Genomic DNA, 11,905 nt, shown 5'->3' on the forward strand with positions numbered 1-11,905 from the left:
TTAATTTCATAATAAAAAAGAGATTAAATTTTTACGCGCACGATACGTGAAGCTGTGGCTAAGGTAAAGGTTAAAGCCCCTATATTACGCTCTTTTTTTTGGCCTTTTTAAGTAATACATAAAGTGCGCCAGAACCACCATCTTTTGGCAGCGCAGAAGTAAATGCTAGGACCCCATCAAGTTGCTGCAGCCAATGATTTACATGGGACTTAATTAGGGCTTGGCCTGCGCCTGTGATTTCTCCACTCTCATCCTTATAGCCGGCTCCAGCTTTGCCGTGCACAATGAGTAAACACCGATCCCCTTCGGCTTGCCCATGTTTTACAGCCTGCCATACAGAATCTCTTGCGGCTTCAACGCGATAGCCGTGCAAGTCAAGGGTCAGTGTGGGGCGCATGTGGCCGTGGCTAAGTCGTCGCAGACTGCCGCTATCTAGACCCACACGGGAATAGCTAATGCTTTGTTCTGACTCAATTAACTCAAAGCCCTGCTCGCCTAGAGCAGCTTTTTCTTGCACCTGTTCAATCGCAGCAGCTCGGCGAGTGGCCGTACTCAGGGCATCTATACCCTTTACTGCAGGTGTTGTTTGGCGGCCCGTTTTTTTTAATGCCGACACTTTGCCCAATGCGGATCTAAAGTCTGGGTCTGGTGAGGGATCCTGGGGATCTTGGTCCGATGGTAAGCTCATGCTCGATTAACACAGGTTGTATTCATAGCGTCATGGTATCGGGACAAGGCTTAGCTTACAATGGTCTATTAGATTATTAGCATTAAATAACACATGACCACTATATTATTGCAGGCCATCGAAGCCACAGAGAGGGCGCTCAATGATGCTGAGGTTTACTTTGGGCATGGTACGGATAATGCCTGGGATGAAGCTGTGTTTTTGGTTTTGGGAGCCTGTGGTATGCCACTGGACACACAGCAAGATGAATTGCAAAAGGAACTCACTGATACACAATTACTGCAGGTCAAAAGTTGGCTAGAAAAACGCATTCAGCAGCGATTGCCTTTGCCTTACCTGCTAGGAGAGACATGGTTTGCAGGTATTCCCTTTGGGGTCAGTGAGGACGTCATCATCCCTCGGTCGCCCATCGCAGAACTTATTGGTAATCATTTTTCGCCGTTTATTAATCAGCTCCCCAAAACTGCCCTTGATCTTTGCTGTGGCAGTGGCTGTATTGGTATTGCCATGGCGCTGCATATGGACATTCCTCGGGTTGATATGGTTGATATTTCACCCGCAGCCTTGTTATTGAGTCAACAAAATATTGATCGCCACGGTTTAAATGGCCACGTGCAGGTCTATGATTCTGATATATTTTCTGGCCTGTCGCCTCATCGCTATGATCTGATCGTTAGTAATCCACCTTATGTCGATGCCAATGATTATGATGATATGCCTGCTGAATATACTCATGAGCCCAAAATGGCTCTGGTCTCAGGTGATGATGGGCTTGACCTCACGGCGGCGATGCTAGCTGAGGCTGCTGATTGGCTTTCAGAGCAAGGTCTCATTGTGATTGAGGTAGGCAATAGTGAATTGGCATTGCAACAAGCTTTTCCTGAAATCCCTTTTATGTGGCTAGAATTGAGCCAGGGTGGTAATGGGATTTTTTGTCTTACAGGGGCCCAATGTCGTCAGTATCAAGCTCAATTTTACACATGGCACCAGTCCCGTTGATAAGTCTATTTATTGCGGCTGAGACCATTAACCAGCTATAATTTAGCCTGCTAAATTTGAGAGTGAAAAAGCCCATGTCTGGTAATACCTTTGGTAAATTATTTACGGTCACCACCTTTGGTGAAAGTCATGGCCCAGCTTTGGGTGCAACAATTGATGGTTGCCCAGCTGGCATCGAATTAAGTGAAGCCGATTTGCAAGTTGATCTAGATCGCCGCAAGCCAGGCAAGTCACGCCACACCACTCAGCGCCGAGAAGCAGATCAGGTGCGTATTTTATCTGGGGTGTTTGAGGGCCGTACTACGGGCACGCCCATTGGCTTAATGATAGAAAATACAGACCATCGGTCTAAGGACTACGGCAACATCAAGGACCAATTTCGTCCCGCCCATGCAGATTACACTTACATGCATAAGTATGGCATCCGAGATTATCGGGGGGGCGGCCGTTCTTCAGCGCGCGAGACCGCCATGCGCGTCGCAGCAGGGGCCGTAGCTAAAAAGTTTTTGGCAGGGCATGGCATCTCTATTAATGCTCATCTTTCACAATTAGGCCCCATTAAACTGGCCTGTCCTGAACCCCATATTGTCAATGATAATCCATTTTTCTGTGGCCAAGCTGATAAGCTTGAGGAACTAGAGCAGTTTATGGATGCTTTACGCAAGTCGGGTGACTCCATAGGGGCTAAAGTCACCGTTGTGGCTACAGGAGTAGCGGCAGGTATTGGTGAGCCAGTGTTTGATCGCTTAGACGCTGAGTTAGCTCATGGACTCATGAGTATTAATGCGGTCAAGGGTGTCGAGATTGGTGATGGCTTCGCAGCAGTGGCCCAGCGCGGCACAGAACACCGTGATGAAATGACTCCTGATGGATTTTTATCGAATCATGCGGGTGGAATATTAGGGGGAATCAGTAGTGGCCAAGATATTGTTGCTCGAATTGTGCTTAAACCTACGTCTAGTCTGCACCTGCCAGGACAATCTATTGATATCCAAGGGCAAGCAGTGGAAGTGATTACCAAAGGTCGCCATGATCCTTGCGTGGGAATTCGGGCTGCACCTATCGCTGAGGCAATGATGGCCTTAACCATAATGGACCATTTCCTACGTCAACGTGGACAAAATGGTGTCACTAATTATGACCTTCCTACTGTTAAGTAACTAACACACCATGAGATATATACAACTACTGCTGAAGCGAGGTGCATTGGCAACTGCCTTGGTGCTTTTAAGTGGCCTAGTTTTGGCCGATAGTATCCGCTTAGCGACCACCACCAGTACCTATAACTCAGGCTTGATGGGATACTTATTGAGCCATTACGCAAAAGTCAGTAATACTGAAGTGCAAGTCATCTCCGTAGGTACGGGTAAGGCCCTAAAAATGGCCGAAAATGGTGACGTTGATTTGGTCATGACCCATGCACCTGTGGCAGAGGCACATTTTATTGATCAAGGCTTTGGCATTGAAGCCCAAAGGGTAATGCATAATGATTTTGTCTTAGTGGGTCCAAAAGATGATAAAGCTCAGGTTAGTGGCGCTCACACTGTGACTCAAGGACTGTCATTGATTATGGCGACTAACCAACAGTTTATTTCTCGAGGTGATGATTCGGGAACCCATAAAAAAGAATTACAACTGTGGCAGCACTTAGGTGCTTTACCAACCTTCGATGGTTACTTTGAATCAGGTCGTGGCATGGGCCACAGCCTACAAATGGCATCTGAGATAGGCGCCTACACTATGAGTGATCGAGGTACTTGGTTAGCTCTAAAAAATAAGCTTGAACTGCGGTTAGTACTTGAAAGTGACCCACGTTTAATCAACCCATACCAGGTTATGTTGGTTAACCCAAAGCGTCATGGTCATGCTAATATCAACTCAGCGCGTCAGTTTGCAAAGTGGTTAGTGGGTGCAGCAGGTCAAGAGGCCATTGGAAATTTTCGTATTGATGATGAGGTGTTATTTGTACCTTCAGCTAGGTCACTCATTCAATGAATGATCTATGGACTACATGTGTTACTGCCATTATTCAGCTTCTAAGTGGAGACCCTCTACTTTGGGGTATTGTGGGGGTGTCGTTTAGTGTCTCAGTCAGTGCGTTACTGATGGCGTTATTACCCGCCCTGAGCGCGGGCTTTGTGTTAGCTTATTTTCGCTTTCCTGGCCGCTGGATTGCTATTAGCCTGCTTAATAGTTTATTGGCAGTGCCTACGGTTGTGGTTGGACTGGTGCTATATATGCTCCTATCCAGAGCGGGGCCTTTAGGTGATCTAAACCTACTCTTTACCCAGCCTGCCATGATTATTGGGCAGATTCTTTTATGCTTTCCGTTATTAGTCGCCATGAGTTTGACAGCCTTTCAAGCTGCCGATCATCGAGTACTAGAAACGGCTAAAACATTGGGTGCCAACCCATGGCAGGCTTTTGTTACCTTAATATTTGAAGTTCGGTTTGCCTTACTTGCAGCGGTAGTTGCAGCTTTTGGGCGCATTATTGCTGAAGTGGGCAGTGCTATGATGGTGGGTGGAAATATTTTGCATCATACCCGCAATATTACCACAGCCATTGCCTTAGAAACGGGTAAAGGAGAGTTTGTGCAAGGTGTTGCCCTGGGCATTGTGCTGTTGGTATTGGCGTTAGTGCTTAATGTCAGTTTAGGTTGGATGCAAAGTCGCAGTCGCGTTCTGAGGCATGGCACCTAATGCGTTTAGAGTTAGATCATGTGAGCCACCGGTACGGAGCAGAGGATCTGTTTGTTATTCATCAATTGCGACTTATTAGTACCGATATGGTGCACCTGCATGGCCCTAATGGGGTGGGTAAAACAACTTTGATGAAAATTATGGCGGGTCTTCAACAACCCACCTCCGGACGCGTCAGGTGCATTCCCATGGTGGGAGAAAGTGTGTTGCAACAAGCGGTTATTTACCTGCACCAAAACACCTATTTATTTGATACAGACGTGCGCAGCAATGTGGACTATGGTTTACGTATGAGGCGAGAAAAAAATAACCAAAAAGTGGACAAAGCCCTATCTTGGGCTGGCCTAGATCACCTAAAGTATCGCCAAGCCCATTTGCTCTCTGGTGGCGAGCGTCAGCGCTTAGCTTTGGCTAGGGCCTTAGTATTAGATCCAGCATTAATTTTATTGGATGAGCCTACGAGTAACTTAGACACAGACTCGGTGGTACGGATTGAGGCCATGTTGAAAGACTTGCATCAACGCGGCACGGGAATTTTACTTTCTTGCCATCAAGACAATGCCCTGACCAAATTATGCAATCAACACTGGTTGTTAGATGCTGGCGCACTCACAGTGCAAGTTTAGCTTCATTATTTTAAATAAAAAGTGTTAGTGCTTGCGGGGCCCTGAAGACTTTTTACCCAAGTATCCCCCTTTTGGTTTTTCTGCAGGCACACGAAACAAAAGATATAAATCTTGCAATAATTCTGGAATTTGCTCACACAGTTGTTGGCAAAATTCGGGTTGGCTGCGCAATTCTTCAAGCTCTTCATCTTCATCAAGTTTGGCTGCTAACATGAAAGGCAGTAAACATTCAGCCACATCTTCTTCTTGCTCAGAAAACCAAACTTCTTCTTGGCTAAATATAAGCTCCATAAAGCCCTGAGCCCAGTACTCTAATAAACAGTCGTCTTCTTGATCTAGTTCTAAGGTTAAGTCACATGGTAGATCAATGTCTTGATCAGATTCTAAGCAGACTTTTAAAAAGGCTAATTCTTGGCGCATTAAATTGAATATTTCGTGACGTTCAGCACTATCTTCTTGAACAGGGGTCTCCGCCATCACCTCTTCTAACCACTCCTGCTCAGCCAGTGGGGCTGGGCTGATGGCTAATGCGCAAAGGTAACCATGAAGGGCGATATAGTCTAGAGCATCCTCATGAACTTTGTCAGACAAAAGGTAGGCATCGAGTTGATCTATTTGGTTATCTGTTAGAGGTTCACTGGTGCTGGACATTGGGTATTACTCAATCAAGTCATTAGGCGTTATTGTAACTCATGCTGTGCAACAACGGCTAGCAAGACGCGGTGATGATAAAGCGAAATGGCGCTAGTAGAGCTATCATGAAGAATCAAACTAAGCCTAAACTATGCCTTAACTATGGATTAACTATGGCTATTTCAGTTTGAAGGTTACAAAATTTTTCTCATGGGCCACTTGGTACTGATGATCGCCTTTAGACATGCATCGGCACGAGTCAGGGCATTGAAACAATGGTTTGTTTTCGTACCCTGAACCTAGTACCTAGCACCTAACACTAATATGCTTATTGTAGGTGCTAGTGTTAAATTTTAATACATTGCGACTCAGGTGGGGTTCGATACGCGTGACACTCGCACGGCCTTCGAGCATAATAGCGCGCGATGAACCACACTCCCCAACAACTCCTACACAGCCTATATGGCTACGAAGATTTTCGTGGTCAACAACTGGATGTCATTCAACATGTCATCGACGGTGGTGATGCTCTAGTATTAATGCCCACTGGAGGAGGGAAATCCATTTGTTATCAGATTCCAGCCATGCTCAGGGATGGCGTTGGGGTTGTGATTTCACCGTTAATCGCATTGATGCAAGATCAAGTATCTAGCATGCAGCAGTTAGGGGTAAATGCACAGGCCTTGCACTCTGGTATTGACTGGCAGCTTCAAAATCAAATACAACAGCAAGCACTCAATGGCGATCTAGATCTGCTCTACATCTCTCCTGAACGGCTGATGACTGAAGCGTGTATAAATTTACTTAGGTCTTGCAAGATCGCATTATTTGCCATTGATGAAGCACATTGCGTGTCTCAATGGGGACATGACTTCAGACCCGAATACCTGCAACTAGAGTGCTTGCAACAAAACTTTCCTCATGTGCCCAGAATGGCTCTTACTGCGACTGCAGACCGGCCTACCCAACAAGAAATGGTTAAGCGTTTGGGCCTCAATCTAGCACAAAAGTACATTAGCAGTTTTGATCGCCCAAATATTTGTTATCGGATCATGCAAAAGCAAAAGGGTAAACAGCAGCTATTGGATTTTGTTCAACTCCAACACCAAGGCAATGCGGGTATTGTATATTGCATGTCCCGCAAGAAGGTCGACGAAACAGCTCTTTGGTTGGTAGAACAAGGCATTGCAGCACTGCCTTATCATGCTGGATTAGGGGCTGAAAAACGAGCTTATAATCAACATCGCTTTCTTAATGAAGAAGGCCTAGTGATGGTGGCTACTATTGCCTTTGGTATGGGCATCGATAAGCCTAACGTGCGCTTTGTAGCGCACTTGGATTTACCCAAAAGCATTGAATCCTATTACCAAGAAACGGGCCGAGCAGGGCGTGATGGTCTGCCAGCTGACGCGTGGATGGTGTATGGCCTAAAAGATGTCATGTGGTTGCGACAACGTTTAGAACAAACGGATATGGACGTCAGTATAAAACGCTCAGAACAATCTAAGTTGGACGCCATGTTGGGCCTGTGTGAAATTACTCACTGCCGAAGGCAAGCGATTTTGAGTTATTTCAATGAAGATTCAGCCAGTAGTTGTGGTAATTGTGATAACTGTTTGGAACCCGTAGCGACTTTTGATGGCACTGAGGTTGCGCGCAAGGCACTATCTTGTATCTACCGCAGTGGTCAGCGCTATGGTGTAGCCCATTTAATTGATATTTTAATCGGTAAACCCACAGACAAAATTAAAACCGCAGGACATGACAAAATATCGACCTTCGCTCTGGGTCAAGAATTAGATCAAAAGCAATGGCGCTCGGTGTATCGGCAACTGCTGGCACTGGGTTTAGTGTCCAGCGACCCAGAAAATTATGGTGGCTTACGGCTATTACCCAATTGTAGGCCGTTGCTTAAAGGTGATGCTCAGTTGCAGTTGAGGCTGGACCGGAAGGTGTCGATTAAGACGCCAAAAGCGTCTAAAGCACGCCTGCAAATTGCTGATGATGATATGGACTTATGGCAATTACTTAGGGAGCTGCGAATGGCTTTAGCTCAAGATCAAAAAGTGCCACCTTATGTCATTTTTAGTGATTCTTCTTTGTTGGAAATGCTGCATACAAAACCACAATCTCTTCTACAAATGAGTCACATCAATGGTGTGGGTGAAAAGAAATTAGACCGCTACGGTGATGACTTTTTGGCCTTAATTCAACAACACGCTTAGTTAGCTATGTTAATATTACAAGGCGGCCTAACGGGCTCATACTATTATTTGAAAGGAAGCCATTAATGGCCAGTTTACAAGATCAGTTGTTAAAGGCAGGCTTAGCCAACGAAAAGCAATCTAAGCAAGCCACAAAGGCAAAAAAGAAACAAACTCGAGACGTGCGCAAAGGCGTTGATGTGGGCGAAACTGCGGCTCAAAGAGCGCTGAGTGAAAAACAAGCACAAGCTAAACGCTCTAAACAACTGAACGCCCAGCGGGATGCACAAGATCAAGATCGTGCAGCGCTGGCTCAAGTTAAGCAAATTCTAGAGCGTTGTCGATTAGACTTAACTGGTGGCGAAGTAAGCTACAATTTTGTCGATGGCAAAGCCATTAAAAAACTCTATGTTAACGCTCAGCAACAAGTGGCGTTAAGTCGTGGTAACTTAGTTATTGTGGCTTTAGATGAACACTATTCTGTGGTGCCTGCAAACATCGCTTTGCGTATTGAAGAACGCGCACCAGAAACTGTTATTATACGAACTGAGGTTGCAGAGAATGCTGTTACCGATGCAGATGACCCTTATGCAGATTTCGTGATTCCAGATGACCTAATGTGGTAACGCTCGTGACCCAACCCAAAATGAACGTATCTGACCCAATCAAACGACAACACAAGTTACAAAAACGGTTACGACGTGATGTAGGGCGCGCTATCGATGATTACGCCATGATAGAAGATGGGGACAAGATCATGGTGTGTGTGTCAGGTGGCAAAGACTCCTATGCCATGCTAGATGTGCTGATGCAGTTGCAAAAAAGTGCGCCCATCAATTTTGATATTTTGGCAGTGAATTTAGATCAAAAACAGCCAGATTTTCCAGAGCACATCCTACCCAAATACCTAACCCAAGTCGGCGTTGACTTTCATGTCATCGAGCGTGATACATACAGTGTGGTGAAAGCGGTTATTGAAGAGGGTAAAACCACCTGTGGTTTGTGCTCTCGCATGCGGCGTGGCACTTTATATCGTTTTGCTCAGGAACGTGGCATTACTAAAATTGCCCTCGGTCATCACCGAGATGATATTTTAGAAACCTTATTCTTGAACATGTTTCATGGTGGTAAACTTAAGGCCATGCCTGCCCGTCTTTTAAGTGACGACGGATTAAACACAGTCATTCGCCCTATGGCTTATGCCCGTGAGCAAGACATTGCCGAGTACGCCCAACTCAAACAATACCCCATTATTCCTTGCAACTTATGTGGATCTCAAGACAACCTTCAACGTCAGCACATTAAGTCTATGTTACAAGATTGGGAACACCAGCACCCTGGGCGCATAGAGAGTATGGCTAAAGCTCTACAAAACGTGGTGCCATCCCAACTTATGGATACCTCATTACACAACTTTAAGCGTACTCAACACATGGCCCGTGAGTCGATCGTTGACGATGCGGCTCTTGCACTGCTTAATTTGCCCCTTTAATGGAGGTTTAGACCCCGACTGTATCACCATGCTTTAAGTTGGCTTGAGGCTCTAAGATGATCCTGCCACTCAGTTTTTACCTCATTAATTCCATCTACCCTATTGTAAAAAACCTATTACACAATCGACCATGAGTGTGCCGCAAGACTATGCTTGGCTTTGTTCATATTTTTTCGCTAATTCCTGCATGCGAGTCCATAAATTAGCCCGCACACTGATGCCCTTGCTATCGCTACTAGCGCGGTAGGCTGCTATGTCTGCTGTGCTAGCAACAGGCTTGCAATCGGCAGGCGGTGGGCCAATGGTTATACGCACCTCATTCCAAGCAACATCTCGTTCTCTAGGTTGCAAAAGCCCCAGTAAATGGCCTTGTGGTGAGAGGTCAAAACGACGGATGCTGCCTTCCAAGTTATTGAAGTAAATACACACGCTTTGGTCGTTAGCGCCTTGAGTTTCTAGATAATGAGCAATGGCTGGCACTGCAAAAGCACCGCAGGCAGTTTTATGCATGCGTATTTCTTTAATGCCATTATCGACAGCATGTTTAAAGGCCGCTTCAATTTGGACTAAAGCCGGTTGACCTAAGGCGTCGTATATAAGGCTGTCTTTACTTTCTACTAATAGTTTAGGCGCACTAATATTTGCGTCTAAGCCTGCTAAAGAGGTTTCCAATAAATCACTGTTAGCTAATCCATGACGCATAGCAAAGGTCGCCCGATAGCCTGCAGTGTTTTGATCGGATGTCTTAAATCCGCGGCTAGCGACCACTTTTTGTACTAGGTTAGTGAACTGTTCTGCGCTGACAAGGGTAACTTCGCTCATTATGGTTCCTCTGGGGGCGTTTGATTGTTTAGACCGCAGGATATCGACCGGCTAGTTAAATGAGTAGCCATGTCCAAGTAATATTTGAATAACTGATCATATGGCTTTGACCAGCTTTTCGCAATAAGTCTTGGGCTGTTCTTAATGCATGCCTATATCATCGGTAACCTATTTATAAGCTATAAAAATAAAGCCAAGGAGTAGTTTAACAATACACGAGAGTAATCAGACACAACAGGGGTATTAAGGTCAAATGTGTTAATTAAAAGAGTGAATAAAAAGAGTGAAAAAAAGAGTGAAAAAAAGAGTAGATTCAGAGCTTTGTTTAAGACTTCAAGAGTGCTTGTACTTTAAAAATGGCTAAAATTTTTTAGTTTGGCATTATTCATTAGGTGTCACATCATTTATAATAAAAAGCCATATTCGAAAAAACAGGGGTGCTTAAAACCTTAGTTCAGTTGGATTGCAGGATCATTGATTTTTAACAGTAAAGGGTAGGTTATGGAACTTGTGGAAACAGTGTTTGGGCCAGTACAGAAATATGGAACTGGTGCAATCAATGTGGTGTTTGCCCACGGTTCTGGCATTGGGATGAATCATGACTTTATGCAATCTTTTGCCACTGCCATGAGTATAAAAGATTTTACTGTTTATTTATTTGAGTTTGGCTACATGCAGCAAATACAAAAAACAGGCATCAAGAGGCCACCACCAAATATCGCTAAACTTGAACTTGAGTTGCTTGCATTACTTGATGTACTGACCTTGTCCAGTCCACTCATTATAGGTGGCAAGTCACTAGGCAGTCGAGTGGCTAGCCTAATCGTCGATCAGACCAATGCCTTGGGTTGGTTTGCGTTAGGTTATCCCTTTCACCCTCAGCGCAAACCAGACACAAAGCGTGTTGCTCATTTGCTGACTAGCCAGAAGCCAGCATTAATTGTTCAGGGTACCCGCGACGCCTTGGGCTCTTATGATGAAGTATTGGGGTATAAATTGCCTAACCACATCAACCTGCGCTGGCTTTCGCAAATGGATCATAGCTTTAAACCGTTTAAAGCCTCAAACTACAGTCAAAATGAGGCCATTGAACGCGCGGCAATGGAAATTGAACAATGGGCTCATTGCAAGTTAAAGTATACTGTCCCTCAGGTATGAACAAACCTTACTAGTAACTTCATGGGCCTGTAACCATTGTGGCCAAAAGAGAGTGTAAATAGTGATACAAAAAGTCCACACCTTCGATCAAGTGCTAGACACCACTGGGCTTTTTTGTCCAGAACCTGTGATGATGTTGCACAGCACGTTTAAAGACATCAAAGTGGGTGATGTCGTTAAAGTCTTAGCCACAGATCCATCAACGACTCGAGATATTCCTAAGTTTTGCCTATTCTTAGGCCATGAACTTATAGAGCAGGCAGAGACGGGCTCTGAGTATGAATACCTTATTCGTAAAGGTGGCTAGGTTCAGTCGTTGTGGTCAATAGGAAAATATAAAAATATAAAAATATAAAAAGCTATTTAGTGAACTGTTCAGCGGGCACGATATTGATGGATTCATGGAGTTCGCTGTAGACCACTAGGATGCGTTTTTGTTTGAGCTGTATTTCTAGCTGAGATACTTTATCCGCCAAGCTGGTTTCATAAGCACCATAGTCTGTGCCATCGCGGCTGGCAAACTCTTCTAACAATTGGTGCAAGGTGTCTGTATTTATTTGTTGCCAAGGCACGATCATGTA

At 45.0% G+C, this 11,905-nt stretch carries 14 protein-coding genes; 10 read left to right on the forward strand and 4 right to left on the reverse strand.

The features are described from left to right. Positions 1–79: 79 nt before the first annotated feature. Positions 80–688 (reverse strand): Smr/MutS family protein, encoded by a 609-nt coding sequence (locus ABXT59_RS05140; RefSeq protein ID WP_443638134.1) that lies wholly within the window; start codon positions 686–688, stop codon positions 80–82. 93 nt (positions 689–781) lie between these two features. Between ABXT59_RS05140 and prmB the strand changes: the two genes are divergently transcribed. The 5 genes from prmB (at position 782) to ABXT59_RS05165 (ending at position 5,015) form a co-directional block, all read left to right on the forward strand. Continuing rightward, complete coding sequence (gene prmB, locus ABXT59_RS05145; RefSeq protein ID WP_443638135.1) at positions 782–1,687, forward strand: 50S ribosomal protein L3 N(5)-glutamine methyltransferase; 906 nt, start codon at positions 782–784, stop codon at positions 1,685–1,687. Positions 1,688–1,761: 74 nt separating this feature from the next. Then, on the forward strand, positions 1,762–2,847 hold the full coding sequence (gene aroC / locus ABXT59_RS05150; protein ID WP_443638136.1) for a chorismate synthase: 1,086 nt from the start codon (positions 1,762–1,764) through the stop codon (positions 2,845–2,847). A 10-nt stretch (positions 2,848–2,857) separates the two neighbouring features. Beyond that, positions 2,858–3,682 carry a substrate-binding domain-containing protein gene (locus tag ABXT59_RS05155; RefSeq protein ID WP_443638137.1) on the forward strand — a complete coding sequence of 275 codons (825 nt, stop codon included), beginning with the start codon at positions 2,858–2,860 and terminating at the stop codon, positions 3,680–3,682. Then, on the forward strand, positions 3,679–4,389 hold the full coding sequence (locus tag ABXT59_RS05160; protein ID WP_443638138.1) for an ABC transporter permease: 711 nt from the start codon (positions 3,679–3,681) through the stop codon (positions 4,387–4,389). The genes ABXT59_RS05155 and ABXT59_RS05160 overlap by 4 nt, the downstream gene beginning before the upstream one ends. Next, positions 4,389–5,015: an energy-coupling factor ABC transporter ATP-binding protein gene (locus ABXT59_RS05165; RefSeq protein ID WP_443638139.1), complete on the forward strand. Its 627-nt coding sequence runs from the start codon at positions 4,389–4,391 to the stop codon at positions 5,013–5,015. Before ABXT59_RS05160 ends, ABXT59_RS05165 begins: the two co-directional genes overlap by 1 nt. A 24-nt stretch (positions 5,016–5,039) precedes the next feature. On the opposite strand, the gene ABXT59_RS05170 is transcribed toward ABXT59_RS05165, so the two are convergent. Continuing rightward, complete coding sequence (locus tag ABXT59_RS05170; protein ID WP_443638140.1) at positions 5,040–5,666, reverse strand: YecA/YgfB family protein; 627 nt, start codon at positions 5,664–5,666, stop codon at positions 5,040–5,042. Positions 5,667–6,073: 407 nt separating this feature from the next. Here ABXT59_RS05170 and recQ point away from each other — a divergent pair, with 407 nt between their 5' ends. The 3 genes from recQ (at position 6,074) to ttcA (ending at position 9,344) form a co-directional block, all read left to right on the forward strand. Next, positions 6,074–7,873, forward strand: a complete 1,800-nt coding sequence (gene recQ, locus ABXT59_RS05175) for a DNA helicase RecQ (protein WP_443638141.1) — start codon at positions 6,074–6,076, stop codon at positions 7,871–7,873. A gap of 65 nt (positions 7,874–7,938) precedes the next feature. Further along, positions 7,939–8,478 carry a DUF2058 domain-containing protein gene (locus ABXT59_RS05180; protein WP_443638142.1) on the forward strand — a complete coding sequence of 180 codons (540 nt, stop codon included), beginning with the start codon at positions 7,939–7,941 and terminating at the stop codon, positions 8,476–8,478. Between the two features lie 20 nt (positions 8,479–8,498). Continuing rightward, on the forward strand, positions 8,499–9,344 hold the full coding sequence (gene ttcA / locus ABXT59_RS05185; RefSeq protein ID WP_443638551.1) for a tRNA 2-thiocytidine(32) synthetase TtcA: 846 nt from the start codon (positions 8,499–8,501) through the stop codon (positions 9,342–9,344). Positions 9,345–9,491: 147 nt separating this feature from the next. On the opposite strand, the gene ABXT59_RS05190 is transcribed toward ttcA, so the two are convergent. Then, entirely contained in the window at positions 9,492–10,166 is a 675-nt protein-coding gene (locus tag ABXT59_RS05190; protein WP_443638143.1) for a hypothetical protein, read from the reverse strand. 501 nt (positions 10,167–10,667) lie between these two features. On the opposite strand from ABXT59_RS05190, the gene ABXT59_RS05195 reads away from it, so the two are divergent. Both ABXT59_RS05195 and tusA read left to right on the forward strand, forming a co-directional pair. Further along, positions 10,668–11,324: an alpha/beta family hydrolase gene (locus ABXT59_RS05195; RefSeq protein ID WP_443638144.1), complete on the forward strand. Its 657-nt coding sequence runs from the start codon at positions 10,668–10,670 to the stop codon at positions 11,322–11,324. A gap of 64 nt (positions 11,325–11,388) precedes the next feature. Continuing rightward, complete coding sequence (gene tusA / locus ABXT59_RS05200; protein ID WP_443638553.1) at positions 11,389–11,631, forward strand: sulfurtransferase TusA; 243 nt, start codon at positions 11,389–11,391, stop codon at positions 11,629–11,631. Positions 11,632–11,683: 52 nt separating this feature from the next. Here the strand turns inward: tusA and ABXT59_RS05205 are convergent, their stop codons facing one another. Continuing rightward, positions 11,684–11,902 carry a YheU family protein gene (locus ABXT59_RS05205; RefSeq protein ID WP_443638145.1) on the reverse strand — a complete coding sequence of 73 codons (219 nt, stop codon included), beginning with the start codon at positions 11,900–11,902 and terminating at the stop codon, positions 11,684–11,686. Positions 11,903–11,905: the final 3 nt, after the last annotated feature.

The sequence above is a fragment of the Candidatus Njordibacter sp. Uisw_058 genome (assembly GCF_047730065.1).
Lineage (GTDB): Bacteria > Pseudomonadota > Gammaproteobacteria > Pseudomonadales > Balneatricaceae > Njordibacter.

Coding starts and splice junctions, on each gene's coding strand:
- ABXT59_RS05140 (WP_443638134.1), bottom strand. CDS start 688: ATGAGCTTACCATCGGACCAAGATCCCCAGGATCCCTCACCAGACCCA.
- prmB (WP_443638135.1), top strand. CDS start 782: ATGACCACTATATTATTGCAGGCCATCGAAGCCACAGAGAGGGCGCTC.
- aroC (WP_443638136.1), top strand. CDS start 1,762: ATGTCTGGTAATACCTTTGGTAAATTATTTACGGTCACCACCTTTGGT.
- ABXT59_RS05155 (WP_443638137.1), top strand. CDS start 2,858: ATGAGATATATACAACTACTGCTGAAGCGAGGTGCATTGGCAACTGCC.
- ABXT59_RS05160 (WP_443638138.1), top strand. CDS start 3,679: ATGAATGATCTATGGACTACATGTGTTACTGCCATTATTCAGCTTCTA.
- ABXT59_RS05165 (WP_443638139.1), top strand. CDS start 4,389: ATGCGTTTAGAGTTAGATCATGTGAGCCACCGGTACGGAGCAGAGGAT.
- ABXT59_RS05170 (WP_443638140.1), bottom strand. CDS start 5,666: ATGTCCAGCACCAGTGAACCTCTAACAGATAACCAAATAGATCAACTC.
- recQ (WP_443638141.1), top strand. CDS start 6,074: ATGAACCACACTCCCCAACAACTCCTACACAGCCTATATGGCTACGAA.
- ABXT59_RS05180 (WP_443638142.1), top strand. CDS start 7,939: ATGGCCAGTTTACAAGATCAGTTGTTAAAGGCAGGCTTAGCCAACGAA.
- ttcA (WP_443638551.1), top strand. CDS start 8,499: ATGAACGTATCTGACCCAATCAAACGACAACACAAGTTACAAAAACGG.
- ABXT59_RS05190 (WP_443638143.1), bottom strand. CDS start 10,166: ATGAGCGAAGTTACCCTTGTCAGCGCAGAACAGTTCACTAACCTAGTA.
- ABXT59_RS05195 (WP_443638144.1), top strand. CDS start 10,668: ATGGAACTTGTGGAAACAGTGTTTGGGCCAGTACAGAAATATGGAACT.
- ABXT59_RS05205 (WP_443638145.1), bottom strand. CDS start 11,902: ATGATCGTGCCTTGGCAACAAATAAATACAGACACCTTGCACCAATTG.